This window comes from Streptomyces sp. RK9, assembly GCF_045070545.1.
In the GTDB taxonomy this organism is placed as follows: domain Bacteria; phylum Actinomycetota; class Actinomycetes; order Streptomycetales; family Streptomycetaceae; genus Streptomyces; species Streptomyces alboflavus.
In genome coordinates this window covers 689823-715512 of record NZ_CP173704.1, presented here as the reverse complement: position 1 = coordinate 715512, position 25690 = coordinate 689823, and the positions used below count along the sequence as shown (strand labels likewise).

Genomic DNA, 25690 nt, shown 5'->3' with positions numbered 1-25690 from the left:
GATCATTCGGTGGAGAGTGGAACGTATGGAAGGGGACCAGGCGTTCCCTTGTCTGGTACGGCACGTACGCGAAGAACAGCGCGGGGAGCACTGAACCAGCGGCACGACTGCACTGACCACGGGGGTTGATGGAAGGGCGCACGACCACGTGCGCTCGCGAGTGAGAAGACAAGGGGCCGCAGCATCATGGCTGGACTCGATGATTCCGGGTCGAACCCCGACGTCAGCCTGCTCTACGACATCAACGGCCTGGCCGAGGACGCCCCCGGCTGGCTCGCGCGGACCATGGAGTTCGTCGGTGAGTACGGACTCCTGCTCGCCCTGGTCCTGCTCGTCGTGTGGTGCTGGTGGGGTGCCCGCCGCCGCCCGGTCCTCGACGACGCGGCCTCGTCCGTCGCCGCCGTCGTGTGGGCGCCGCTCGCCGCCGGCATCGCCGTCCTGGTGAACGTGCCGATAAGGGGCTTCGTGGAACGCCCGCGCCCCTTCGTGGACCACCAGGGCCTCGAGGTCCTGGTCGACGGCAAGACCGACTACTCCTTCGTGAGCGACCACGCGACGCTCGCCATGGCCATCGGCGTCGGCCTCTTCGTCGCCCACCGCAAGTTCGGCGTCGCCGGGATCGCGCTCGCCGTCGCCGAGGGCTTCTGCCGGGTCTTCATGGGCGTGCACTACCCCACCGACGTGGTCGGCGGGTTCGCGCTCGGCACGGCGGTCGCGCTGCTGCTCTCGCCGCTCGCCATGGCCCTGCTCACCCCCGTCGCCAAGGCCGTCGCCCGCTCCGGGAAGGCCTCCCGCCTGGTGTGGCGCGGCTCCGGCGAGGTCGAGCCGGTCGCCGCCCTGGCCGAGCAGGAGACGGCGCCGGGGTCCGACGAGCGGGACTTGGCGGCCTAGCCCGGGGGACGGCGACGAGGGCCTGCGGGAACGAGCTACAGCGCCTGCGGGAAGGAGCTACAGCGCCTGCGGGAACGAGCTACAGCGCCTGCGGGAACGAGAAGAACCGCGTCGGGTCGTACTGCTTCTTCAGCTTCTTCAGGCGCGGCGCCGCCTGCCCGTAGTACGCCTCCCGCCAGTTGGTGAGCGTCGGGTCCGCGTAGTTCTGGTACGCCGCCCCGGACGCGTACCGCCGCATCCCGGTGTGGGCCGTGTTCAGCCAGGACTGCGCGGTGCTCCCCGAGGTGCCCGCGCGCCAGGACACGATGTACTGGGCGAGCATCCGCGAGCGGCGGTGGACGAACGCCGTGGCCGTCGGGTCGACGCGGTTGATGGCGCCGCCGAGCGCGGTCAGGGCGATGCTGCCCGCGGTGCCGCGCTCGCCCCGCACGCCCTCGATCTGGTGGAGCAGCGCCCGGATGCCCGCGGCGGACAGGGAGCGGTCGAAGAAGTCCGAGCGGGCCGCGTACGTCTCCCGGCCGAGCGCGCCGCTCGGCGTGCGGCCCGGCGTCGAGCCCGGCAGATGGCACTGGGCGTCCGAGGCGAACGACGAGCAGCCCGCGTACACCTCCATCGCCTGCTCGTAGGTGCGCCGCTTCAGCGAGACGCTGCGCGCGGGCGAGCCCACCTTGTCGGCCAGGCGGTCGACGGCGTTCTGCAGCGAGCCGTACGTGCCGAGGGAGAACGCGGCCACGGAGATGGTGGGCGTGCCGCCCGGCACCGCCGCGAGGTGCGCCGACGACCAGATCTCGTCCGGCTGCGAGGGCCCCCACTCCTGCCAGGCCTTGAGGACGGCGGTTGCCTTCGACCAGGGCCAGGTCAGATACGCGGAGACGGCCTGCGGGGCGGGGTGGGTGCGGAAGGTCAGCTCGGTGACGATGCCGAACTGGCCGTTGCCCGCGCCGCGCAGCGCCCAGAAGAGGTCCTTGTTCTCGCTCTTGCTGGCCCGTATTTGCTTGCCGTCCGCCGTGACGAGGGTCGCGCCGGTGAGGCTGTCGCAGGTCAGGCCGTAGGCGCGGGAGACCACGCCGTGGCCGCCGCCGAGGGTGAGGCCGCTGATGCCGACGGTGGGGCAGGAGCCCGCGGGGATGGTGACGCCCTTCGCGGCGAGGGCGCGGTAGACGTCGATGAGCTTGGCGCCGCCGCCGATGGTGGCGGTGGTGCCGCTGGAGCGGACGCGGTTCAGCTTGGAGACGTCGATGACGAGGCGGCCGGTGCCGGAGGACCAACCGGCGTACGAGTGGCCGCCGTTGCGGATGGACACGGGGGTGTCGTGGGCGCGGGCGTAGGCCAGGGTGGTGCGGATGTCGTCGACGCCCGCGACATAGGCGACGGCGGTCGGCTTCAGGTTGTCGAAGCGGGTGTTGTAGAGCTGGCGGGCGGTGGCCCAGGCGGCCTCGTTCGGGCGGACCAGGGTGCCGTCCAGGTCCCGGGCGAGGGCGGCGAGGCTTGCCGGGGCGGAGGCGGCGGCCGTCCTGATCGGCGTGGTGCTGGTGCGCGTGGTGCGCGTGGTGGCGGTGCCGCTCGCCCCGCCGCCGGAGTCCGCGCCGCTGGTGCAGGCGGTGGTGGCCGCCGCGAGCGCGGCGGTCGTCGTTCCGAGGAACGTACGTCGTTGCATGAGGCCCTCCCGTTGCTTCCCGCACAACGAGACGGCGCGGGCGCTTCGGGGGTTCCCGTCACAGGGCCCCGTGAACGTTCGCGTCAGGTGCGAGGAGAACGTTTCTGCCGCGGGCGCCGCGAACCGCTCCGCCGGCGGGCGCCGCGAGCGGGCTACACCGGCTGCGCCAAGTGATCCGCCGCGTCCGTGCGGGCCCTGCTGCGCGCTCTTCGGGCCGGACCCCGCCAGCCGCAGGTGCACCGGGCGGCGCAGAACGGGCCGTTCTCGACGGTCGAGGTCCGGTGCGGTTCCGGAGGTCGCTGCTCAGCCACGCGACCACGGTACGCCCGCCGGGTGAACCCGCTCCCGCGTGACGACCCCTCGGACCGGTCGTTAAGCGAAACGGCAAGGGCCGGGCGGTCGAGGCGGGAAGGGCTGGGGGTCGACGGGGCGATGGGGCAGCGGCGCGGGCACAGGGGCGGAGCGGCCGTGGCGGGTGCGGCGGCGCTGATGGCGCTGGTCACGGCGTGCGCCGGCGGCGGGGCCGCGGCCAGCGACGACCCGGCGGCGGCCGACCCCGTCGGCACCGTGCGCGCGGCCCCCGACTCCCTGGTGCGCGCCGGGAGTTCGAAGGCGCGCACGGCCATGGAGATGGCCAGCGGCGGCACCCGCGTGACCGTCACGGGCCGGGGCGGGTACGACTTCCGGCGCCGCGTCGGCCGCCTCGACGTCGTCCTTCCGCAGGACCCCGCGGGCAGGCGGGCCGGGCGCAGGCCGCCCGTGACCGAGCTGCTCGCGGGCGGCGACCTGTACATGAAGAACCGGGGCGCGGGCGTGCCCGCCGACAAGTGGGTGCACATCGAGACGGCGTCCCTGTCCGACGGGAACCTCGTCACCGGCGGCGCCACCGACCCGTTCGCCGCGGCCGAACTCCTGCGCGGCGCGGGCGAGGTGACGTATGTGGAGCGGACCCGTCTCGGCGGCGTCGACGTGCGGCACTACCGCGGCGTGGTGGACCTGGCCCGGGCCGTGCGGACGGCCTCGAAGGAGCACAGGACCGCGCTGCGGACCGCGGTGGAGAAAGGGTTCAGCAAGGCCGGGGTGCCGTTCGACGCCTACCTCGACGGGCGGGGGCGGCTGCGTGAGGTGCGCCACCGCTTCCGGGTCGCGGACGCGACGGTGGTGTCGACGACCTCGCTCTACGGGTACGGGGCGCCGGTGCGGGTGCGGCTCCCCGCGGCCGGTGACATCTTCACCGGGAAGATCGCCGAGCGTTGAGCCGTTGCACGGGTGAGGGGTGGAATATGGTCCGTCCGTGCCATGCGCGGTGCGTAGGCCGCTCCCTACTCTAGGAAGCCGATACCGGCACGAGTGTGGTCAGGAAGAGGTGGTGAACGTGGCTCCGGTGGGCGGAACGGCAGTTCAGGACCACGTTGCCCTCGCCGAGATCGAGCTGTGCGGAGACCTGATCATCGCGGCGTCCGCCGCGCGCGGTGAGCGGCTCAGCGCCGACCGGATCGACGAGGTGCTCAGGGTCTTCGACGGGGACGGTGGGGTGGCCCGGGACGAATCCCGGCCCTAGGCCCTGGTCGCCGTGTCCGCCGCTTCGCGGCGGATCTCCCCACCCACCCACCCGCCTTCACTGCCTGCCGCGGGCGGTCGCGCCGCGTCACCTCAGGTGCGCAGCATCCTCGCGATCGCCTTCGTCGCCTCCTCGACCTTCGCGTCGATCTCGTCACCGCCCTTGACCGCCGCGTCCGCGACGCAGTGGCGCAGATGCTCCTCCAGGAGCTGCAGGGCGAAGGACTGCAGGGCCTTCGTGCCGGCGGAGACCTGCGTGAGTATGTCGATGCAGTAGACGTCCTCCTCGACCATCCGCTGCAGGCCCCTGATCTGGCCCTCGATGCGGCGCAGTCGCTTGAGGTGCTCGTCCTTCTGCTTGTGGTAGCCGTGTGTCTGATGGGCCGTGCCCGCCGCTGCCGCCTGGTCCTCGCCGGAGGGCGCTTCGGTCGTGGCCGCCGCGGCTGCCTCTGTGGTCGTCATCGCGTCCTCCTGTGCATACCCCTGGTGGGTATAGGGTAGCCGATTCCTCGGGTGGTGTGCTGATCACTGTGCCTGATGGGCGACACTGGGGTCCGGCCGGTTAGCCGTGGCCGGATGATGCGCCTAGCATCAGCCTGACCGCATCCAAAGCACCCCGAGGACCCCACGTGCGATTTCGTCTGACCCCCAGGGAGACGAGCTTCTACGACATGTTCGCCGCATCCGCGGACAACATCGTCACCGGCTCCAAGCTCCTGATGGAACTGCTCGGGGCCGACGCCTCGGCCCGAGCCGAGATCGCTGAGCGTATGCGGGCCGCGGAACACGCGGGGGACGACGCGACGCATGCGATCTTCCACCAGCTGAACTCCTCGTTCATCACGCCGTTCGACCGCGAGGACATCTACTCCCTCGCGTCCTCGCTCGACGACATCATGGACTTCATGGAGGAGGCCGTCGACCTGGTCGTTCTGTACCAGGTCGAGGAGCTCCCCAAGGGCGTCGAGCAGCAGATCGAGGTCCTCGCCCGCGCCGCCGAACTGACGGCCGAGGCCATGCCGCATCTGCGCACCATGGACAACCTCACCGAATACTGGATCGAGGTCAACCGCCTGGAGAACCAGGCCGACCAGATCCACCGCAAGCTGCTCGCCCACCTCTTCAACGGCAAGTACGACGCCATCGAGGTGCTGAAGCTCAAGCAGATCGTCGATGTGCTGGAAGAGGCGGCCGACGCGTTCGAGCACGTCGCCAACACCGTGGAGACCATCGCGGTCAAGGAGTCCTGAGGCACCTCCATGGACACCTTCGCGTTGGTCGTGACCATTGGCGTCGCGCTCGGTTTCACGTACACGAATGGCTTTCACGACTCCGCGAACGCCATCGCCACCTCCGTCTCCACGCGGGCGCTTACGCCACGCGCGGCGCTCGCCATGGCCGCGGTCATGAATCTCGCCGGTGCCTTCCTCGGCAGCGGCATCGCCAAGACGGTCAGCGAGGGTCTTATCGAGACGCCGCACGGCACCAAGGGGATGTGGATCCTCTTCGCCGGTCTGGTCGGCGCCATCGTCTGGAACCTCGTCACCTGGTACTTCGGCCTGCCCTCCTCCTCGTCGCACGCGCTCTTCGGCGGTTTGGTGGGCGCGGCGCTCGCGGGCGGCATCGGGGTGATCTGGTCCGGGGTCGTCGAGAAGATCGTCATCCCGATGTTCCTGTCGCCGCTGGTCGGTCTGCTGGTCGGCTATCTGGTGATGTGCGCGATCATGTGGATGTTCCGCAAGTCCAACCCGCACAAGGCCAAGCGCGGCTTCCGGATCGCGCAGACCGTCTCGGCGGCCGGCATGGCGCTCGGCCACGGCCTCCAGGACGCCCAGAAGACCATGGGCATCGTGGTGATGGCCCTGGTCATCGCCGATGTCGAGGACGCGGGCGACCCGATCCCGATCTGGGTCAAGATCTCCTGTGCGGTGATGCTGTCCCTCGGTACGTACGCCGGTGGCTGGCGCATCATGCGCACCCTCGGCCGCAAGATCATCGAGCTGGACCCGCCGCAGGGCTTCGCCGCGGAGACCACGGGCGCGGGGATCATGTTCACCACCGCGTTCATGTTCCACGCGCCGATCTCGACCACCCACGTCATCACGTCCGCGATCATGGGTGTCGGTGCGACCAAGCGGGTGAACGCGGTGCGCTGGGGCGTCGCCAAGAACATCATCCTCGGCTGGTTCATCACCATGCCGGCCGCGGCGCTGGTCGCGGCGCTGAGCTTCTGGATCGTGAATCTGGCGTTCCTGTAGCGGCGCGGGATGCGGGAGTGCCCCCGGTCCGGATCGTGGTGATCCGGGCCGGGGGCACTTGTGTGTACGGAGGCGCTCCGCGCGTACGCCGTTACTTCGCGAAGTACTCGCCGAAGTGGGCGGAGCCGTAGCCGCCGCCGAGGTTGAAGCTCTTGGCGCCGGTGCCGATCATGCCGCTCTTGTCGGTCTGGAGCTGCCAGGTGCGGCCGACCCAGGTGTCCTCGCCGGGGCCGCCGACGTAGACCTCGGGGGTGCCGTTCTTGTCGGCGTCGAGGACGGAGACGGCCTCACCGAAGTGGTCCGACTTCTCGGAGGTGCTGGGGATGCCCTTGGAGTTCTGCGTGAGGACCTTGGCGCCCTCGGTGGTGACGCCCGTCTTGCTGCCGCGCAGCATGGTGACCGAGCCGGACACGGCCGTGGCCGGGTCCGTCGCGGACTCCCAGGACGCGCCGACCAGGAGGTCGCCGTAGCCGTCCTTGTCCAGGTCGCCGACGGCCACGTCGGTGCCCCAGCGGTCGCCCTTCTCGTTGACGCCGGGGACGCCCGGGCTGTCCTGGTCGTAGACGCGGGCGGGCAGGGTCTTGCTCACGCCGTCCGGGCCGCCGTACGTGACGGAGATGCCGCCGTAGTTCTTGACGTCGGACGCCTGCGGGGTGCCGACGAAGTCCTGGTAGCCGTCGCCGTTCAGATCGCCGAAGGTGCCGGTGTAGCGGGAGTTGAGCGTGCCGCCGAAGACCAGGCCGTCTCGGGTGCCCTTCAGGACCCGGGCCTCGGACTCCCAGTAGGGCCTGCGGATGGAGCCCATGACCACCAGGTCGTCGATGCCGTCGCCGGTCATGTCGCCGATCTCGGCGCCGCTGACGGAGAACCCGTCCTCGGCCTGGGTGTCCTTGTAGTGGATGGCGGCCGGCTTGCCGGTGGTCCGGTTGATGGGGCCGTACAGCATGCCGAGGCCCCACTTGGACTCGCCCTCCCACGGGCCGACCTGGGCGCCGCCGACGATGTCGTCCTTGCCGTCGCCGTTGACGTCGCCGATGCCGTGCCAGCCGGAGCGGAAGGCGGGGGACTCCGCGGAGCTGCCGTCGCCGGCGGCGACCTGGGTGCCGCCGTTGATGCCGTCCTTGCCGCCCCACAGCACGAGCTGGTCGCCGCCCGCGCTGATCAGCACGTCGTCGTAGCCGTCGTCGTCGAGGTCGCCGTGGTCGGCCTTGTTGCCCCAGCCGTAGTCGGAGGCCTTGGGGTCGCCCGGGACGCCGGGCGTCGCCCGGCTGATCAGCTGCTGCTTGTCGTACTTCAGGCCCTCGGCGGAGCCGTAGACGATCGAGACGAGCCCGGCCCGCTTGATGCCGTCGATCTTGGCGCTGGGCGCGCCGATCGCCAGGTCCGGGTAGCCGTCGCCGTTGAAGTCGGCGGCGTCCTTCGCGGCGGCCGCCTCGGCGGGGGCCGCGGGCGCGGCCTGGGCCGGGGCGGTGATGCTCAGCAGGGCCGCGGCGCAGGCCGCGGCTGTGAGATAGGTGGTGCTGCGCAAGAGAGGGTCCCCCCAGGGTGTGTGCCGGGCCGGGAACGGATTCCGGCCAGGTCCTGATGCCGATGTTGACCAACGGGGGGCGCGGATAGTTGTGGTGACGCCGCATACGGGAGAGCCGCACACGGGAGAGGCGGGAAGGGCGGCCGGGGCGGGACGGGAAAGTGATGCGGGCCCGCCCCCCGGGAGCCAGGGGGCGGGCCCTTTTCGTCCCTGCGGTGGCACCGCCATGCAGCACCGCGGGGAGTTCTGTCCGGCCGGTGAGGTCTAGCCGAAGCGGCCGGAGATGTAGTCCTCGGTGGCCTGGACCGACGGGTTGGAGAAGATGCGCTCCGTCTCGTCGATCTCGATGAGCTTGCCGGGCTGGCCGACCGCCGCGAGGTTGAAGAAGGCCGTGCGGTCCGAGACGCGCGCCGCCTGCTGCATGTTGTGCGTCACGATGACGATCGTGAAGCGTTCCTTCAGCTCGCCGATCAGGTCCTCGATGGCGAGGGTGGAGATCGGGTCGAGCGCCGAGCACGGCTCGTCCATCAGGAGCACCTGCGGCTCCACGGCGATGGCGCGGGCGATGCACAGGCGTTGCTGCTGGCCGCCGGAGAGGCCGGAGCCGGGCTTGTTCAGGCGGTCCTTGACCTCGTTCCAGAGGTTGGCGCCCTTGAGGGACTTCTCGACGACGTCGTTCAGCTCGCTCTTCTTGTACGAGCCGTTGAGCTTCAGGCCCGCCGCGACGTTGTCGTAGATCGACATGGTCGGGAAGGGGTTGGGGCGCTGGAAGACCATGCCGATGGTGCGGCGCACGTTCACCGGGTCCACGCCGGAGCCGTACAGGTCGTCGCCGTCGAGGAGCACCTTGCCGTCGACGCGGCCGCCGGGGGTGACCTCGTGCATGCGGTTCAGGGTGCGCAGGAACGTGGACTTGCCGCAGCCGGACGGACCGATGAAGGCCGTCACGGAGCGCGGCTCCACGGTCATGGAGATGTCTTCGATCGCCTTGTGGGAACCGTAGTAGGCGTTGAGGCCCGATACGTCGATTCGCTTGGCCATGGAGATCACTGCTTCTTTCGGAAGTCTGCTGTCGGTCGCTGTCTGGCCCCACTCGGCGGAGCCGAATGCTCTCGCGCAGGCGGAGCCGGATGGTCGCGTCAGCGACCGGTCTTCGGGGCCTTCCAGCGGGCGATGCCGCGGGCCACGAGGTTGAGGATCATGATGAAGGCGATCAGCGCGAGCGCCGCTGCCCAGGCACGGTCGTAACCGGCGTTCGTGCCGGACGCGTACTGCTGGTAGATGTACAGCGGCAGCGAGCCCTGCGGTCCGTTGAACGGGTCCGTGTTGATGAACGGGTTCGTCCAGACCAGGAGCAGCACGGGCGCGGTCTCGCCCGCGATACGGGCGACGGCCAGCATGACGCCGGTCGTGATGCCGCCGATCGCGGTGGGCAGGACCACCTTCAGGATGGTGCGCCACTTCGGTACGCCGAGGGCGAGCGATGCCTCGCGCAGCTCGTTCGGGACGAGCTTCAGCATCTCCTCGGTGGAGCGGACGACCACCGGCATCATCAGGATCGACAGCGCCATGGCGCCGGCCCAGCCGGAGAAGTCGAAGCCCAGGATCAGGATCCAGAAGCTGAGGACGAACAGACCGGCGACGATCGACGGGATGCCCGTCATCACGTCGACGAAGAAGGTGACGGCCTTGGCGAGCTTGCCCCGTCCGTACTCGACGAGGTAGATCGCGGTGAGCAGGCCGATCGGCACGGCGATCAGGCAGGCGAGGCCGACCTGCTCCAGGGTGCCGATGATCGCGTGGTAGATGCCGCCGCCGGGCTCGTCGTCGGCGACGACGCCCATCGAGTGGCTCAGGAAGTACCCGTCGAAGACCTTCGTGCCGCGCTGGACGGTCTCGAGGATGAGCGAGGCCAGCGGCACGACGGCCAGCAGGAACATGACCCACACCAGCGAGGTGGCCAGGCGGTCCTTGGCCTGCCGGGTGCCTTCGACGGTCGCCGCGAGGAAGTACGAGACGCCGACGAACAGGATCGCCGAGATGAGGCCCCACTGGAGGCGGGAGCTGAGGTCGGCCGCGAGGCCGATGCCGCTGCCCACGGCGAGGGAGCCGACGGCGATGACGTAGGGCGCCCAGCGGGGCAGGCGCGCCCGCTGCAGCTCGGACGGGGCGGGCTTGCCGCCGGGGGTACCGGTGGGCTTGACGGTCGTGGTGCTCATGCGTTGGCCCCCGAGTACTCCTTGCGGCGGGCGATGATGAGCCGGGCCGCGCCGTTGACAAGGAGAGTGATGACGAAGAGGACGAGACCGGAGGCGATGAGGGCGTCCCGGCCGTACTCGCTGGCCTCACTGAACTTGCTGGCGATGTTCTGCGCGAACGTGCCGCCGCCGTAGTCGAGCACGGAGGCCTGGATCACGAAGGTCGGGGAGAGCACGGTGGCCACGGCGATCGTCTCGCCGAGCGCGCGGCCGAGGCCCAGCATCGAGGCGGAGATGATGCCGGAGCGGCCGAAGGGGAGCACCGACATGCGGATGACCTCCCAGCGCGTGGCGCCGAGGGCCAGCGCGGCCTCCTCGTGCATCTTCGGGACCTGGAGGAAGACCTCGCGGCTCACGTTGGTGATGATCGGCAGGATCATGATCGCGAGCAGGATGCCGACGGTCATGAGGGAGCGCGGGGCGCCGCCCTGGTACTCGAAGATGCCGGTCCAGCCGAAGTAGTCGTCGAGCCAGCTGTAGAGCCCGGTGAGGTTCGGGGCGACCACGAGGGCGCCCCACAGGCCGTACACGATCGAGGGCACGGCGGCCAGGAGGTCGATCACGAAGGCGATGGGGGCGGCGAGCCTGCGCGGCGCGTAGTGCGAGATGAACAGCGCGATGCCGATGGCCACGGGCACGGCGATCACGAGCGCGATGATCGAGCTCACGATGGTGCCGAAGACCAGGACGGCGATGCCGAAGTAGGGCTTGCCGTCGTGCAGGGCACCCGCGGGGTCCCACTCGAAGGTGGTGAGGAAGCTGCCCTCGTTGTCCGCGAGCGCGATCGACGCGCGGTAGGCGAGGAAGGCCGCGACGGCGGCCATGATCAGCAGCAGCGTGATGCCGGAGCCCCGGGAGAGCGCGAGGAAGATCCGGTCACCGGGTCGGGTGGCGCCGCGCGCGGCGCGCTTCTGCTCGGTGGTCGTCGGCTTGGCGTCCTCGACGTGCGAGGGCGGGGGAGGGGTGTCGGTAGGTATGTCCATGGGGTTCTCCGGTCTGCGGAGCCGGCCGTGCCTTCGGCGCGGGTGGCTCCTGGCGGCGGTGCACCGGACGGCGCGGCCCGCCGGGGAGGCGGGCCGCGCTCAGATTCAGCTCAGGCCCTTGACGGTCTCTCGGACCTTGGTGATGATCTCGGTCGGCATCGGGGCGTACGCCTCGTCCTTCAGGACGGACTGGCCGTCCTCGCTGGCGATGTAGTTCAGGAAGGACTTCGTGGTCTCGAGGGTGTCCTTCTTGTTGTTCTTCTCGCAGACGATCTCGTACGTGACGAGGATGATCGGGTACGCGCCCTCGGCCGTGGGCTTGTAGTTCAGCTCCATGGCGAGGTCCTTGCCCTTGCCGACGACCTTGGCCTCGGAGATGGCCTTGGAGGCGTTGTCGACGGTGGCCTTGACCGGCTCCTTGGCGCCCGTCTTGATGTCGACGGTCTTGATGCCCTCGGTGGCGTACGACAGCTCCATGTAGGAGATGGCGCCCTCGGTCTGCTTCACCTGCTGGGCGACGCCGGAGGAACCGCTCGCGGACTGGCCGCCCTTGGCCGCCCAGACCTTCGCGGGCTCGTGCGGCCACGCGGACGGCGCGGCGCCCTTCAGGTACTTGGTGAAGTTGTCCGTGGTGCCGGACTCGTCGGAGCGGTGGAAGGCCTGGATCTTGGTGCCGGGGAGCTTGGCGTCGGGGTTGAGCTTCTTGATCGCCTTGTCGTCCCAGGTCTTGATCTTGTCGTTGAAGATGTCGGCGACGGTCTTCGCGTCCAGGGTGAGGCTGTCGACGCCCGGGACGTTGTAGGCGATCGCGATCGGGCCGCCGACCATCGGCAGGTCGATGGCCTGGCTGCCCTTGCAGACCTTCTTGGACTCGGCGATCTCCTCGGGCTTCAGGGCCGAGTCGGAGCCCGCGAAGGCGGTCTGGCCCTGGAGGAAGGAGGTGATGCCGGCGCCGGAGCCGTCCGGCTTGTACTGCAGCTGCACGTCCTTGCAGGCCGCGCGGTACTGCTTGACCCAGGCGTCGATCGCGCCCTTCTGCGCGGACGAGCCGGAGGCCATGAGCTGACCCTTGGCGTTGTCGCAGTCGATGTTGCTGTTGGCGTTGGTCTTCTTGCCGCCGTTGCTGCTGCCGTCGTCGTCCGAGCCGCACGCCGTGAGGGCCAGGGCGCCGGAGACGGCGAGAGCACCGAGGGTGAGGGCCCGCCGGTTCATGCGCTGAAGCTTCACTGTCGGGAGTTCCTTCCGGGAGCCGCCGGGCGGCGGCGTGCGAAGTCTGTACGAGTGGCCGTGGGTGGCCGTGGGTTCTGGCACGGGCTGCCCGGCGGTCTGTGCGATCGCGCCACGCATCACGTAGGGCCGAAATTAGGCAGATCAGGTGAAGTGACCGATGGCCGTAAATGAACGCGCGGTGAACCTACGCGGACTTTGTGGTTAGGTCACGGTCGTATTACGTCGCCACAGGCGCGGCGAGGCGGCGGCATCCCGTGGGAGGGGTGCCGCCGACCAGCATGGTGTCACCGCACGCGTCCGACCGGGCACTCACAGTCTCCGGTGCCCGTCCGGCGCGCACACCTCGCTCAGGACTCGTCCACCGGGTGCAACGTGGTGAGCAGGGCGTCCAGGAGCTCGCGGTCGCGGATCTGGGTGAGGCGGTCGCGGGCCTCGGCAGGGGGGAGCCAGCGGAGGCGGTCGACCTCGCGGTTGGGGGTGAAGTGTCCTTCGGTGGCCTCGGCGGCCCAGTAGTGGACCACCTTCGGGCGGCCGCCGGTGCGGTAGTGGACCGTGGGCAGGGGCGGGCCGGGGACGCAGCCGTGGCCGGTTTCCTCCCCCACCTCGCGCACGGCGCCCGCCAGCGGGGACTCGCCCGGCTTCAGCTTGCCCTTGGGGTGCGACCAGTCGTCGTACTTCGGCCGGTGCACCACGCAGACCTCAAGGCCGCCCGGTACCGCCGCGCGGCGCCACAGCACGCAGCCCGCCGCGCGGATCAGGTCCGGCGGCCCCGTCATGGCGCCGTGACCGCCTCGCGGAGCCAGGCCTGCTGGAAGGCGAACCTCGCCGCCTCCACCTCGTGGCGCTGGTCGGCGTGCAGCACGCCGAGGGCGTACGCGGTGGCCGGGGCGATGCGGGGGGTGCGGGCCGCCGACGCGGCGGCCGCCGCCGCGTCCGAGGCCTCGCGGTGCAGGTCCAGGGCCTGGCCCGCCTGGAGGATGCGGGGGTCGACGGGGGCCTCGCCGAGGAGGACCTCCTGGGCGTAGCGGTGCAGGCGCAGCAGGGAGCGGACCTTCAGCCAGGGGGCGTCCTGGGCCTCCGGCGCGGTCTCCGCGGCGAGGCCGTGGACCAGGGCCTCCGCGTTGTACGGGTGGCCCGCCCTGAGCAGGGGGAGGTCGGCGACCGCCTCCGCCAGGTGCTGTTCGGCCGTCGCGGCCAGGGGTTTGAGGTCGGCGTCCGGGGTGGCGGACAGGGGGACCTCGCTGGCGAGGACGGCCACGTTGTCCGCCACCGCGTGGAAGCGGGAGGAGCCGAAGGCCTGGAGCGCGGCGGAGTGGGCCCGGGTGCGGGCCAGGGTGAGCTGCCGCTCCAGGAGCGCGGCGGCTTTGGCCGCGCCTATGGCGAGGGGGCCGGTGGGCTTCTTGGCGGGGCCCGAGGCGGGGGCCTGCGCGGGGAGGCCGGCCTGGCGGGACTGGGCCGTATCGGCGCCGTCGGCCGGGGGCTGTGCCCACCCGCCCCCACTCTCGGCTCCGCTCGACCGGGGGGACCCCCATCGCCCTGCGGGGCGCCTGCCCACAGCGGATACGGCATCACGAGCGGCTGCGGGTGGGGCCTGCCCTGCGGAGTGCCTGCCCACAGCGGTGGGGACGTCGGCTGTGGGTGCTGGGCCGGGGGTGGTCCTGGCCGCGGCTCCGGGCAGGGGTGCGCCCGGGCTGCCTCCGGGCCACCGGTCGGTTCCGGGTGCCGGGTGGGTGGGTGGGGCGTATCCACCGCGAAGCGGTGGTGCCGATGGGCTCGGCAGCGGGGCCGAGGGTGCGGGCGGCGGCGGGGAGGACAGGCGGTGGAGGGCGCCGAGGAGCCGCTCCAGGCGGGCGGCGTACGCGTGCTCGCGGGCCAGCGTGCCGGAGAGCCAGGCGAGCTCCGGCCGCAGCGACTCCGTCCACTCCGGGTCCAGGAGGGGCCGGAAGGTGTGCAGCGTGGCGCCGACCCTGCGGGACGCGCGCCGCAGGGCCCGCGCCGCCTCCAGGGACTCCTCGGCGCCGTGCGTGTCCGTAGAGGACTCGCGGTGCAGCCGCAGCGAGCGGAGGAAGTCGGTCGCCTGGTCCTGCAGGTAGACCGACAGCGTCTCGCCCGCCGTCATCTCATGGTGTTGCTGTGCCACGCCGGCGCCTCCGGGCGTCTATGAGCATCTCCTGTACGTTCCGCAGGGGCTGGCCGTCCGGGTCCGTGGCATGCCGCGTCCAGTTGCCGTCCGCCCCCAGGTGCCACGAGGCCGTGGTGTCCGACATGCCGGTCTCCAGGAGCCGGTTCAGGGTCGCCCGGTGCGCCGGGGCCATCACCCTGACCAGCGCCTCGATACGGCGGTCGAGGTTGCGGTGCATCATGTCGGCGCTGCCGATCCACACCTCGGGCTCGCCCCCGTTGCCGAAGGCGAAGATCCGGGAGTGCTCCAGGAAGCGGCCGAGCACGGAGCGCACGCGTATGTTCTCGGACAGGCCCGCGACCCCGGGCCGTACCGCGCAGATCCCGCGCACCCACACGTCCACCGTCACCCCGGCCTGCGAGGCCCGGTACAGCGCGTCGATGACGGCCTCGTCCACGATCGAGTTGACCTTGATGCGGACGTAGGCGGGGCGGCCCGCGCGGTGGTGCTGGATCTCCCGGTTGATGCGGGTGATCAGGCCGTCGCGCAGGGACTTGGGGGCGACGAGGAGGCGCCGGTAGGTCTCGCGGCGCGAGTAGCCCGAAAGCCGGTTGAAGAGGTCGGAGAGGTCGGCGCCGACTTCCTGGTTGGCGGTGAGCAGCCCCAGGTCCTCGTAGAGGCGGGCGGTCTTGGGGTGGTAGTTGCCGGTGCCCACGTGGGAGTACCGGACAAGGTTGTCACCCTCCTGCCGGACCACGAGCGACAGCTTGCAGTGGGTCTTCAGGCCGACCAGGCCGTACACGACGTGGCAGCCGGCCTCCTCCAGCTTGCGGGCCCACTTGATGTTGGCCTGCTCGTCGAAGCGGGCCTTCAGCTCGACCAGGACGAGGACCTGCTTGCCGGACTCGGCGGCGTCGATGAGCGCGTCCACTATCGGGGAGTCGCCCGAGGTGCGGTACAGCGTCTGCTTGATGGCGAGGACGTTCTCGTCGGCGGCGGCCTGTTCCAGGAAGGCCTGCACGGACGTGGAGAACGAGTCGTAGGGGTGGTGCAGGAGCACGTCGTGGTCGCCGCGCAGGGCCGCGAAGATGTCGGGCGCGGACGCCGACTCGACCTCGGCGAGGTCGCGGTGGGTGCCCGCGACGAACTTCGGGTACTTCAGCTCGGGCCGGTCCAGGCCCGCGATGGAGAACAGGCCGGTGAGGTCGAGGGGGCCCGGCAGCGGGTGCACCTCGGACTCGCCGATCTTCAGCTCCCGCATCAGCAGGTCGAGCACCTTGCGGTCGATGGACTCCTCGACCTCCAGGCGCACCGGCGGCCCGAAGCGGCGCCGCATCAGTTCCTTCTCCAGGGCCTTGAGGAGGTTCTCGGCGTCGTCCTCCTCGACCTCCAGGTCCTCGTTCCTGGTGAGGCGGAACATGTGGTGCTGCTTGATGTTCATGCCCGGGAACAGTTCCTGGAGGTGCTTGGGCGCGGCGATGACGTCCTCGATGGGGACGTAGCGCTGCGGGGAGGCCTCCAGGAAGCGGGACAGGAGCGGCGGGACCTTGACGCGCGCGAAGTGCTCGTGGCCCGTGACCGGGTTCTCGATCACCACGGCGAGGTTCAGGGACAGGCCCGAGATGTACGGGAAGGGGTGCGCGGGGTCCACGGCCAGGGGAGTGAGGACCGGGAAGATCCGGTGCATGAAGAGGGTGTAGAGCCGGGACTGCTCCTTGTCGGTGAGCTCGTTCCAGCGCACCACGTGGATGCCCTCGTCGGCGAGCGCCGGGGCGACCTCTTCCTGGTAGCAGGCGGCGTGCCGGGCCATGAGCTCACGGGAGCGGGACCAGATCAGCTCAAGGACCTCGCGGGGCTGCAGGCCCGAGGCCGAACGGGTGGCGACGCCGGTCGCGATGCGCCGCTTCAGGCCCGCCACCCGGACCATGAAGAACTCGTCCAGGTTCGAGGCGAAGATCGCGAGGAAGTTCGCCCGCTCCAGGAGCGGGGTGTTCGGGTCCTCGGCGAGTTCGAGGACGCGTTCGTTGAAGGCGAGCCAGCTGCGCTCCCGGTCCAGGAAGCGGCCCTGCGGCAGCTCCGCGCCGCCGTACCCGGCCTGGGCGTCCTCGTCGTACCCGTCGAGATCGGCGTCGATGTCGGGGTCCAGGTCGGAGACCGTGGCCGCGATGGTGTGCGGCCGGTGGGCGGCGAGGGAGCCGACGGACGGCTGCGCGTGGCGCACTCCGGGAACGTCGGCGTGCTGGTTGTCGGACTGCGCGGTGGGCTCGCTCATGCGCCCATTGTTCCGCGTGGTGCCCGCTCCGGGCGCGCCGAAGGCCTCGGGCGCGAGACGGGCCTGGCCGTTCGGGCGCGCTCCGTCCTGCGCGGGTTCGGGCACGGTGGGGGGCTGCATTGCCTGAGCGTCGCAAGGCTGTCTGAATCAGTGGTTACGCCGACATGACGCCTGGGGGTTCGCATAGAGACCCCCAGGCATCTGCACGGGAGAGCGTGCCTCAGGGGCAGTTCAGGGCGTCCGACGGCGCAGCACCCGGAAGCAGGCATACACCGCCGCGGCCGCGAGCGCGAGGACGATCCCGGACTCGATGAGCTGTACGTACCAGAAGTGCGACCGGGGGTGGAAGTCCGCCCACGCCTCGACGACGCGGGTGTCGGCGGGACAGGAGGGGGCGGCCTGATCGGGGAGGCACTGGCCAGGGGCGAAGCGCTCTCCGGCGGCGTTGGTGACGCCCTGGTCCACGACGTAGTTGTCGGCGGGGACGTCGCCGGGGAACCAGTTGGTGCGGTCGCGGGCGCTGGAGCCGGTGGCGGTGCGGACCGGGAAGAGGTCCCAGCGGACGCTGCCGAGCAGCCACAGGACGGCGCCGGTGACGGCGCCCGCGGCGGACACGGCGAGCAGGGTGCGGCGCAGGAGCAGCCCGGCGAGCGCGCCGACGGCGGCGGCGAGCAGGCAGTACGCGACGGCGACGGGCCCGGTGGCCGCGTACACCGGGCCGTCGGACCAGCCCAGGTGCAGGGAGTCCCCCACGGCGTGCACGAGTCCGGAGCCGCCGGCCTGGAAGACGCCGAGGACCGCGAGGCCCGCGGCGACGGCGAGCGCGGCGGCCACGGCGAGGCGCGCGCCGAGCCAGCGGGCCGGTGAGTCCCCCTGCGCCCAGGCGAACCGGTGCAGCCCGGCCTCCAGTTCGCGGGCGACGAGCGGGCCCGCGGTGAAGGCGGCGACGGCGAGCGGCACGAAGAGCAGGGCGACCGCGCCGCGTTGGAGGTACGTGTGGAGCAGGTCTTCGGCGTTGGAGAGGCCGAAGGGCTTGATGAGTCCGGGGTTGCCTTCGTGGGCCAGGCGCACGTAGCCCGTCACGGCGAAGGCGAGGACGACGAGCGCGAGCGCGGACCACAGGGTGGCGCGGTGCAGGCGCAGGACGGACCGGTGGGCGCCGGGCAGGAAGGAGGCGCGGGCCGGCTTCGTCGCGGCCGGGTGCAGGGAGGCGGTCGTCATGCCGTCACCGCCACGCGGTCGTCGGGGTTCGCGCCGGGGGTGAGCAGCGGCGGCGCGTCGGGGGAGCGGAGATGGGCGAGCAACAGCTCCTCCAGGGAGGGTTCTTCGACGTCCCAGCCGCTGTCGAGGCGCAGGGGTCCTTCGGAGCGTACGAGGGCGGTGAGGCCGCGGCCGGTGGCGTGGGACTCGACGACGGTGTGCGCCGCGAGATCGGTGAGCGGCCGTGCCCCTGTGACCAGGGAATGGGCGTGGACCAGGTCGTCGATGCCGCCGCCGAGCCGGACCCGGCCGCCGGACACGAGGAGCAAGTGGTCGCAGGTCTCAGCGAGTTCGCCGACTATGTGGGACGACATGACGACGGTGGTGCCGTGTTCGGCGGCCTCGGCCATCAGCGTGCCCATCAGCTGGTGGCGGGCGAGCGGGTCCAGGTCGGCCATCGGCTCGTCCAGGAGCAGGAGTTCGGCGCGCTTGCCGAGCGCGAGGGCGAGCGCGACGCGGGTGCGCTGGCCGCCGGAGAGGGAGCGGACGCGGGCGCCCGGGTCGAGTTCCCCGGCGGCCACCACCCGTGCGGCGAGGGCGGCGTCCCAGCGGCCCGGGTTCAGCTCGGCGCCGAGCCGCAGCGTCTCGGCGACGGTGAGCCGCGGGTAGAGCGGCTTGTCCTGCGCCACGTACGCGATCCTGGTGCGGACGTCGGCCGGGGCGGTGCCGAGCACGGCGAGCCGTCCGGACGTGGGCCGCAGCAGGCCCGCGGCGAGCGCGAGCAGCGTGGACTTGCCCGCGCCGTTGGGGCCGACGACCGCGCAGACGCGGCCCGCGGCGAGGCGGAAGGAGCAGCCGCGCAGGGCGGGTCGGCGGCGGCCGTAGGTCAGGGCGAGGTCGGCCGCCTCGATGGCGGTGTCGGTCATGCGGGGTCCCCCTCGGTGGGTGCTCCGTGCGGTACGGGTTGCTGCCGCGCGCCGCGGGTCGCTTGCGGGAACTTCTCCTCCAGTACGGCCGCGAACAGCGCGGCCACGTCGTCCCGGTCGAGCCCCGCGGCGCGGGCGCGCGCGGCCCACTCCAGGAGTTCGCCGTGCAGCGGGGAGTCGGCGGGCGCGCTCCCGAGCGACCTGCGGACGAAGGTGCCGAGGCCGCGGCGGGCCTCGACCAGGCCCTCGCGCTCCAGCTCCCGGTAGGCCTTCAGGACCGTGTTCGGGTTGATGGCGGTGGCCTCGACCACCTCGCGTGCCGTGGGCAGCTTGTCGCCGGGCGCCAGCAGGCCGAGGCGCAGGGCCTGCTGGGTCTGCTGGACGATCTGGAGGTAGGTGGCGACGCCACTGCGCCGGTCGATGCGGTACTCGACCACTGCCTTGCACCACCCTTTCACTAATTGAGTAGTGAAAGGGTGATGCAAAAGAGGGGGCGGCGTCAAGTGACGCCGCCCCCCGGGTTGTTGCGCGCTCGCCCGGACCCCGGGTCAGGACTCCGTGCGGTACATCAGATCCGTCTCGTGCGTGACGAAGCCGAGGCGCTCGTACACGCTCACCGCCGCCTTGTTGTCCGCGTCGACGTACAGCATCGCCGTCGGGAGCCCGGCCGCCGCGAGGTGCCGCAGACCGATGGTGGTGAGCGCCTTGCCGAGCCCGCCGCCCTGCGCACCGGGCCGCACCCCGACGACGTACACCTCGCCGAGCCGCTCCGCCGCGTGCGTCTTCGTCCAGTGGAAGCCGACCAGATCACCGTCCGCCTCCCGCTCGGCGAGGAAGAACCCGGCCGGGTCGAACCACGGCTCGGCCTTGCGGTCGTCGAGGTCGCGCTGGGTCAGGGAGCCCTGCTCGGGGTGGTGGGCGAAGGCGTCGGCGTTCACCGCGAGCCAGGCGGCGTCGTCCTCGCCGGGCACGAAGGCACGTACGCGCACACCCTCCGGCAGCACCGGCTCCGGCAGGTCCAGGTCCGCCAACGGGCGCCGCATCTGCCGCAGTTCCCGGAACAGCGTGAGCCCGAGCACCTGGGCCAGGTGCCGCGCCGCCGAGTGCCCGCCGTGCGCCCACACCCGCAGCCGCCGCCCCGACTCCGCGAGCAGCGCGGTGCCGAGCGCCCGCCCGTGCCCGTGCCCCCGGTGCGCCGGATGCACGACCAGCTCGGCGGCGGGGGCCTCGACGGGGTCGGTGTCCTCGAGCTGGGCGTAGCCCACGAACTCGCTGTCGACGGAGAGCAGCAGATGCCGCACGCCCGGTCGGGCCCCGCCCCGCAGTTGCAGCCGTCCCTGCTCGGAAACGGCCTGCTGGCCGTCCGTGCGAGCCGCCTCCGCGAGCAGCCCGAGCACGGCCTCGGCCTGGTCGGCCGTGAGCACGTCGAGAGTGTCGATCTGGCGGAGGGCGGATGCCTTGGCGGGCTGCTCGTCAGTCATGGGTCGAGGGTACGGCGACGGGCAGGGGGCGGACTCACTGAGCCCGTCCGGCGATTGAGGACGAGCGCGCAGCCCGGTCAAACCTCGGCCGAAGCCAGTCGGCAGACAAATGGCAACCACCCTGTAACCAGCGGAGCTCTGTTGCGCTACGCGCGTCGACCATAGGCTGCCCGACGGCCCAAGTCGTCCTCACACCCCCCGGAGGGAACCCGTGTCGGCCATACCGAAGCACCGAAGGCCCAGGCGCCGAGCCACCCGCGTCCTAGCCGTCGCGGCAGGCATCGCCACCGTCGGGGCGCTCGCCGTCGCCCTGCCCGCGAGTGCCGGGCAGGACGCGCGGGACGGCGCCATGGCCAAGGACAAGAAGCGCACGGTCGACGTGCAGCTCCTGTCCTTCAACGACTTCCACGGCAACCTCCAGGCCCCCGCGGGCTCCTCGGGCCAGGTCACCGAGAAGCAGCCGGACGGGACCGAGAAGAAGATCGACGCGGGTGGCGCCGAGTACCTGGCGACGTCCCTGCGCACGGCCCGCAAGGGCCACCCGTACTCCATCACCGCGGCGGCCGGCGACCTCATCGGCGGCAGCCCGCTGCTCTCCGGGCTCTTCCACGACGAGCCGACCGTCGAGGCCCTGAACAAGATGGACCTCGACGTCTCCAGCGTCGGCAACCACGAGTTCGACGAGGGTGCCAAGGAACTGGCACGCATCCAGAACGGCGGCTGCCACCCCAAGGACGGCTGCTACGAGAAGGACAGGCACGGCAAGCCGAAGAAGTTCAAGGGCGCCGACTTCCCCTACCTCACGGCGAACGTCACCAAGGAGAAGACCGGCAAGCCCCTCCTCAAGCCCTACTCGGTGTGGAAGCACAAGGGCGTGAAGATCGGCTTCATCGGGCTGACCCTGGAGGGCACCCCGGACATCGTCTCGGCCGACGGCATCAAGGGCCTGAAGTTCCACGACGAGGTCGAGACGATCAACAAGTACGCGAAGATCCTCGACAAGCAGGGCGTGAAGTCGATCGTCACGCTCATCCACGAGGGCGGCTCCCCGGCGAGCCAGGCGTACAACTACAACTGTGACTCCCCGGGCGCGGGCGACGGCATCTCGGGCCCGATCACCGCGATCGCCAAGGCCGCTTCGCCCAAGGTCGACGCGTTCGTGACCGGCCACACCCACCAGGCGTACGTCTGCACCATCCCGGACCCCTCCGGCAAGCCGCGCATGGTCACCTCGGCGTCCTCGTACGGAAAGCTCTACACGGACACCACGCTGACGTACGACCGAAAGACCAAGGACATCGTCCGCACCAGCGTGAAGTCGGCGAACCACGTCGTCAGCCGCACGCAGTCGAAGGCCCGTGACATGCGGCGCCTCATCAAGCGCTGGGACAAGCTCGCGGCCCCCATCGCCGGCAAGCCCGTCGGCTTCATCTCCGGCGACATCCCCGGCCGCGGCGCCACCTCGCCCGAGTCCCCGCTCGGTGACCTGATCTCCGACGCGCAGCTCGCGCACGCCAAGTCCCTGGACCCCAAGGCGAGCCTGGCCCTGATGAACCCGGGCGGCATCCGCTCCGACCTCGTCCACAAGGCGAGCGGCAGTGAGGGCGACGGGGTCGTGACGTACGGCGAGGCGTTCACCGTGCAGCCCTTCAGCAACACCGTGAACCTGATCGACCTCACCGGCGCGCAGCTCCTGACCGCGCTGCGCCAGCAGGTCAGCGGCCCGAACGAGGCCTCGCCGAAGATCCTCCAGGTCTCCGACGGCTTCACGTACACGCTCGACATGACGAAGTCCGGCGCCGACCGGATCGTCACCGACTCCGTGAAGCTGAACGGCAAGGCGATCGATGCGAACGCCACCTACCGCGTCGCCCTGAACTCCTTCCTCGCGGGCGGCGGCGACGGCTTCGCCGAACTCGGCAAGGGCAAGAACCCGCTGGTCGGCGCGGACGACCTGAAGGCGCTCAACGACTACTTCGCGGCCAACTCCTCGGCGGACAAGCCGATCGCACCGCCGAAGGCGGACCGCATTACCGTTGTGAAGTAGCTCTCCGGCGAACGAGCTTGGGGTGGGGTGTGAACGTATGGTGAGATCGACTGATGCGTTCCCCCCACCGCATAGCCGCACATGCTCCGTCAGCGTCAGAAGAGATATCCCCCCACCAGCCGTACGTTGAGACATCTCGCCACAATCCGTACGAAGAGCTCGGCGCCCTCGCGCCCAACCCCCTGGAGGAATTCCTCAAGGAGGACAGCGCGGACAGCGCGGACAAGGCGGACAGCGAGGACGCCGAGGACAAGGCCGACGCTCCCTGGGAGCCGCCCAACCACCGGCGCGGCAGCCGTCGCCGCCGCAACCGGTTCGCCGGGCTCCCCCTGGCCGCCAAGGTCGTCGTCGCCCTCGCCGTCGCCGCCGCGTTCCTGGTCCTCGCCGACCGCTGGGCCCTGCTCTACGCCGAGCACGAGGCCGCCGACAAGCTCAAGGACCAGCTGGACCTGAGCGCGGCCCCCGAGGTCGACATCGAGGGCTTCCCCTTCCTCACCCAGGTTCTCGACCAGCGCCTGGACGAGGTGAAGGTGACCGTGCCCGACGTCGCCGCCGACCGCGTCTCGCTCGCCAAGGTCTCCGCGACCGCCACCGACGTGACCATGGAGGGCGACGGGCCCACCTCCCTGACCGGCGCCGTCATCGGGCGGATGCGCGGCGAGGTGCTCCTCTCCTTCGACGACCTCAACCGGGAGCTCGGCGCCTCCCAGGTCACCTTCACCGGCCACGGCCGCGACAAGGTGTACGCCCGCGGCACCCTGCCCGTCGCCGGGCACGACCTGAAGGTCCGCGCCGACGCCCGCATCGAGCGCAACGGCGAGCGCGGTGTCGCCACCGACATCGACCGGATGCGCCTCGACATCGGCGACATGGCGACCTACCGGCCCGGCGCGCGGGAGTCCGAGGGCCTGCACCTCAGCCGCACCGGCGCGCGCCGCGTCGCCGACGAGTCGTCCCAGGCCAAGGCGCTGCTCGCGGTGCCCGAGATCGCCCGGCGCCTCGGGGTGCCGGACGGCGCCGTGCGCGAGGCGCTGCGCAGCGACGCCAAGCTCAACGACGTCACCGGGTCGCCGGAGTTCGTCGACGACGTGATGCGGCTGAACCTGATCGACGTGGCGGCCGGGCACCCCGCCCTCCTGAAGCGCCTCGGCCTCGACCCCGCCCTCCTCAAGGGCCTCGACGACCTCACCCGGCCCGTCCTCGTCGACCGGCTCTCCCTCTCCTTCGAACTGCCGAAGCTTCCTGGCGAGGGGGCCATGCGGTTGCGGGGTGTGACGGTGGAGGAGGACGGGATACGGGTGGGGGTCGAGGGGTACGGGATCGGCTTCGGGACGTAGTCCCTGCGGGGCTTTCCCCGATCCCGCCCCTTCCCGGCTGTGACAATTTGCGGCTCCGCCGCGTGGGGGGCTGCGCCCCTGGACCCCGTAGGCGGTCGTCCCGTGGCGGGTGGGACGGTCCTCCCTCGAATCGGCGCTCCGCGCCTCGTCCTCAAACGCCGGACGGGCTGGGGGTGCCGTCTGCGTGCAGGGGTGCAGGTTTGGGCGGGTGGGTGGGAGACAGCCCCTCCGGCGTTTGAGGAGCGGGGTCTGGGGCGGAGCCCCAGGAAGGGTGACCCAGGGCCAGGGTCCGGCCCCGGTAACCCGCCCGGAGGCGCCGGTCGTGCGTGACGACGATCAGCGTGCCCGCGTACGTGGCGAGCGCCGCCTCCAGGTCCTCCACCAGCGCGGGCGAGACGTGGTTCGTCGGCTCGTCCAGGAGGAGCAGGTCGTAGGGGCGTGTGACCAGGCGGGCGAGTTCGAGGCGACGGCGCTGGCCGGTGGACAGGGCACCGACCGGGCGCCGCAGGTCGGACTCCCGGAAGAGGCCGAGCGCGAGCAGCTCCTCGGCGCGGTCCTCACCGAAGGAGGCGAGGAGCGAGCGCGCGGCCTCCGCGGGCGACAGCGGCGCCGCGACCTGTCGGAGCAGCCCGACCCGGGCGGGCCGCCGGACCATCGCCCCCGGCGACGGCTCGACCTCCCCCGCGAGCACCCGCAACAGCGTCGACTTCCCGGCCCCGTTGGGCCCGGTCACGAGCAGCCGCCCACCGGCCGGAACCCGCAGGGAGTCCAGGGCGAGCCGCCCGGGCACCCGCAGATCGGCCACCTCGACCGCACCGTCGGCCACTCCCACGACGCTCGCAGCGAACCGCAGCGGCTGCGGCGGCGCGGACACCGGGTTCTCCGTGAGCCGGCCGAGGCGTTCGCGGGCGTTGCGGATGCGGCCCATCGCGCCGTGCGCCCGCGACCGGGCCCGGAAGGCGCCCGCGCCGCTGAAGGCCGCGGGGGCCTTGCGCGGGATGGCGTCGAGCCGCGCGATGCCCGAGTCGGCGAGCCGCGACTGCCGTGCCACTTCGGCACGCCAGTCCTCGTACTCCCGCTCGTGCCGGGCCCGTTCGGCGGCCTTGGCGGTCAGGTAGCCCGCGTAGCCGTCGCCGTAGCGGCGCACGGATCGGGTGACATGGTCGACCTCCAGGATGGTGTCGGTGACGCGGTCAAGGAACGTCCGGTCGTGGGTGACGGCGACGAGGGTGCCGCGGTGGGCGCGCAGCCGCTCCTCCAGCCAGGCCACGGCCTCGTCGTCGAGGTCGTTGGTCGGCTCGTCGAGGAGCAGCAGTTCGGGCGCGGAGGCGAGGGTCGCGGCGAGGGCGAGCCGGGAGCGCTGCCCGCCGGAGAGCGTGCCGAGCCGCCGCGAGCGGTCGAGGCCGGTGTGCTCGCCCAGGTGCCGCAGGGCGATGTCGACGCGCCGGTCGGCGCCGTAGCCGCCGCGGGCCTCGAAGCGGGCGACGAGCGCGGAGTAGGTGTCGTACGCGGCCGGGTCGGCGCCGTCCAGGTCCGCGCCGGCGGCCTGGATCCGGCGCTCCAGGGACCGCAGTTCGGCGAGCGCGAGGTCGACGGCGTCGCCGACGCGTGCCCAGTCCGGCAGGTCCAGGGTCTGGGCGAGGTGCCCGGTGCCGCCCGGGGCGACGACGGTGACGGTGCCGTTGTCGGCCCGCTCGCGCCCGGCGAGCAGCCGCAGCAGCGTGGACTTGCCCGAGCCGTTGTCCCCGATGACTCCGACCTTCTCGCCGGGCCGGACGGTGAGACGGACGCGGTCGAGGACGAGGTGGTCGGCGTAGCGCTTGGTGACGTCGGTGAGGGTGAGCTGGGAGGTGGTGGGAGAGGGGGCGGCGAGGGCAGGGGCGGCGACGGTGGCGGCGGGTGCTGCTGGGGCACGGAACAAGTGAGGCTTCTTTCGCAGA

At 71.6% G+C, this 25690-nt stretch carries 22 protein-coding genes; 7 read left to right on the top strand and 15 right to left on the bottom strand.

All coding sequences use genetic code 11. The features are described 5' to 3' along the window. Positions 1–186: 186 nt before the first annotated feature. The gene (locus tag AB6L24_RS23310; RefSeq protein WP_405658028.1) at positions 187–891 is read left to right on the top strand and encodes a phosphatase PAP2 family protein; all 705 of its coding nucleotides are present in this window, start codon (positions 187–189) and stop codon (positions 889–891) included. A gap of 79 nt (positions 892–970) precedes the next feature. Here AB6L24_RS23310 and AB6L24_RS23305 read toward each other — a convergent pair whose 3' ends face one another. Further along, on the bottom strand, positions 971–2548 hold the full coding sequence (locus AB6L24_RS23305; protein ID WP_405658025.1) for an FAD-binding oxidoreductase: 1578 nt from the start codon (positions 2546–2548) through the stop codon (positions 971–973). 432 nt (positions 2549–2980) lie between these two features. Between AB6L24_RS23305 and AB6L24_RS23300 the strand changes: the two genes are divergently transcribed. Together AB6L24_RS23300 and AB6L24_RS23295 are read left to right on the top strand one after the other, a co-directional pair. After that, on the top strand, positions 2981–3805 hold the full coding sequence (locus AB6L24_RS23300; RefSeq protein WP_405658022.1) for a hypothetical protein: 825 nt from the start codon (positions 2981–2983) through the stop codon (positions 3803–3805). Between the two features lie 112 nt (positions 3806–3917). After that, entirely contained in the window at positions 3918–4109 is a 192-nt protein-coding gene (locus AB6L24_RS23295; protein WP_405658019.1) for a hypothetical protein, read from the top strand. 92 nt (positions 4110–4201) lie between these two features. Here the strand turns inward: AB6L24_RS23295 and AB6L24_RS23290 are convergent, their stop codons facing one another. Next, positions 4202–4570 carry a metal-sensitive transcriptional regulator gene (locus tag AB6L24_RS23290; RefSeq protein ID WP_289948997.1) on the bottom strand — a complete coding sequence of 123 codons (369 nt, stop codon included), beginning with the start codon at positions 4568–4570 and terminating at the stop codon, positions 4202–4204. A 167-nt stretch (positions 4571–4737) separates the two neighbouring features. Here AB6L24_RS23290 and AB6L24_RS23285 point away from each other — a divergent pair, with 167 nt between their 5' ends. Then, the gene (locus AB6L24_RS23285) at positions 4738–5358 is read left to right on the top strand and encodes a DUF47 domain-containing protein (RefSeq protein WP_016644813.1); all 621 of its coding nucleotides are present in this window, start codon (positions 4738–4740) and stop codon (positions 5356–5358) included. 9 nt (positions 5359–5367) lie between these two features. Further along, on the top strand, positions 5368–6366 hold the full coding sequence (locus tag AB6L24_RS23280; protein WP_380846628.1) for an anion permease: 999 nt from the start codon (positions 5368–5370) through the stop codon (positions 6364–6366). Positions 6367–6457: 91 nt separating this feature from the next. Here the strand turns inward: AB6L24_RS23280 and AB6L24_RS23275 are convergent, their stop codons facing one another. From AB6L24_RS23275 to mshD, 12 genes are all read right to left on the bottom strand, one after another. Continuing rightward, on the bottom strand, positions 6458–7894 hold the full coding sequence (locus AB6L24_RS23275) for an integrin alpha pat-2 (RefSeq protein ID WP_405658014.1): 1437 nt from the start codon (positions 7892–7894) through the stop codon (positions 6458–6460). A gap of 264 nt (positions 7895–8158) precedes the next feature. Beyond that, positions 8159–8935, bottom strand: coding sequence for a phosphate ABC transporter ATP-binding protein PstB (gene pstB / locus AB6L24_RS23270; protein WP_030362251.1), 777 nt, complete (start codon positions 8933–8935; stop codon positions 8159–8161). Between the two features lie 98 nt (positions 8936–9033). Continuing rightward, positions 9034–10113: a phosphate ABC transporter permease PstA gene (gene pstA / locus AB6L24_RS23265; RefSeq protein ID WP_405658010.1), complete on the bottom strand. Its 1080-nt coding sequence runs from the start codon at positions 10111–10113 to the stop codon at positions 9034–9036. After that, complete coding sequence (gene pstC, locus AB6L24_RS23260) at positions 10110–11135, bottom strand: phosphate ABC transporter permease subunit PstC (RefSeq protein ID WP_030362249.1); 1026 nt, start codon at positions 11133–11135, stop codon at positions 10110–10112. The genes pstA and pstC overlap by 4 nt, the downstream gene beginning before the upstream one ends. Before the next feature lie 105 nt (positions 11136–11240). Beyond that, the gene (gene pstS / locus AB6L24_RS23255; RefSeq protein ID WP_405658006.1) at positions 11241–12362 is read right to left on the bottom strand and encodes a phosphate ABC transporter substrate-binding protein PstS; all 1122 of its coding nucleotides are present in this window, start codon (positions 12360–12362) and stop codon (positions 11241–11243) included. 350 nt (positions 12363–12712) lie between these two features. Beyond that, positions 12713–13141 (bottom strand): NUDIX hydrolase, encoded by a 429-nt coding sequence (locus tag AB6L24_RS23250; RefSeq protein ID WP_380846616.1) that lies wholly within the window; start codon positions 13139–13141, stop codon positions 12713–12715. Then, positions 13138–14505: a CHAD domain-containing protein gene (locus tag AB6L24_RS23245; protein ID WP_405658003.1), complete on the bottom strand. Its 1368-nt coding sequence runs from the start codon at positions 14503–14505 to the stop codon at positions 13138–13140. Before AB6L24_RS23245 ends, AB6L24_RS23250 begins: the two co-directional genes overlap by 4 nt. Beyond that, positions 14486–16879, bottom strand: a complete 2394-nt coding sequence (locus AB6L24_RS23240; protein ID WP_405658000.1) for an RNA degradosome polyphosphate kinase — start codon at positions 16877–16879, stop codon at positions 14486–14488. The genes AB6L24_RS23245 and AB6L24_RS23240 overlap by 20 nt, the downstream gene beginning before the upstream one ends. Positions 16880–16990: 111 nt before the next feature. Further along, positions 16991–17980: an ABC transporter permease gene (locus tag AB6L24_RS23235; RefSeq protein ID WP_405657997.1), complete on the bottom strand. Its 990-nt coding sequence runs from the start codon at positions 17978–17980 to the stop codon at positions 16991–16993. After that, a complete protein-coding gene (locus AB6L24_RS23230; RefSeq protein ID WP_405657994.1) occupies positions 17977–18885 on the bottom strand; it encodes an ABC transporter ATP-binding protein in 909 nt (302 codons plus the stop codon). The genes AB6L24_RS23235 and AB6L24_RS23230 overlap by 4 nt, the downstream gene beginning before the upstream one ends. Further along, positions 18882–19322 carry a GntR family transcriptional regulator gene (locus AB6L24_RS23225; protein ID WP_405657991.1) on the bottom strand — a complete coding sequence of 147 codons (441 nt, stop codon included), beginning with the start codon at positions 19320–19322 and terminating at the stop codon, positions 18882–18884. The genes AB6L24_RS23230 and AB6L24_RS23225 overlap by 4 nt, the downstream gene beginning before the upstream one ends. Positions 19323–19433: 111 nt before the next feature. After that, positions 19434–20366 carry a mycothiol synthase gene (gene mshD, locus AB6L24_RS23220; protein WP_380846598.1) on the bottom strand — a complete coding sequence of 311 codons (933 nt, stop codon included), beginning with the start codon at positions 20364–20366 and terminating at the stop codon, positions 19434–19436. A gap of 211 nt (positions 20367–20577) precedes the next feature. On the opposite strand from mshD, the gene AB6L24_RS23215 reads away from it, so the two are divergent. Together AB6L24_RS23215 and AB6L24_RS23210 are read left to right on the top strand one after the other, a co-directional pair. After that, on the top strand, positions 20578–22413 hold the full coding sequence (locus AB6L24_RS23215) for a bifunctional metallophosphatase/5'-nucleotidase (RefSeq protein ID WP_405657986.1): 1836 nt from the start codon (positions 20578–20580) through the stop codon (positions 22411–22413). Between the two features lie 53 nt (positions 22414–22466). Continuing rightward, entirely contained in the window at positions 22467–23750 is a 1284-nt protein-coding gene (locus AB6L24_RS23210; protein WP_405657983.1) for a DUF2993 domain-containing protein, read from the top strand. Between the two features lie 151 nt (positions 23751–23901). Here AB6L24_RS23210 and abc-f read toward each other — a convergent pair whose 3' ends face one another. Further along, a complete protein-coding gene (abc-f, locus tag AB6L24_RS23205; RefSeq protein ID WP_405657980.1) occupies positions 23902–25671 on the bottom strand; it encodes a ribosomal protection-like ABC-F family protein in 1770 nt (589 codons plus the stop codon). Positions 25672–25690 lie beyond the last annotated feature (19 nt).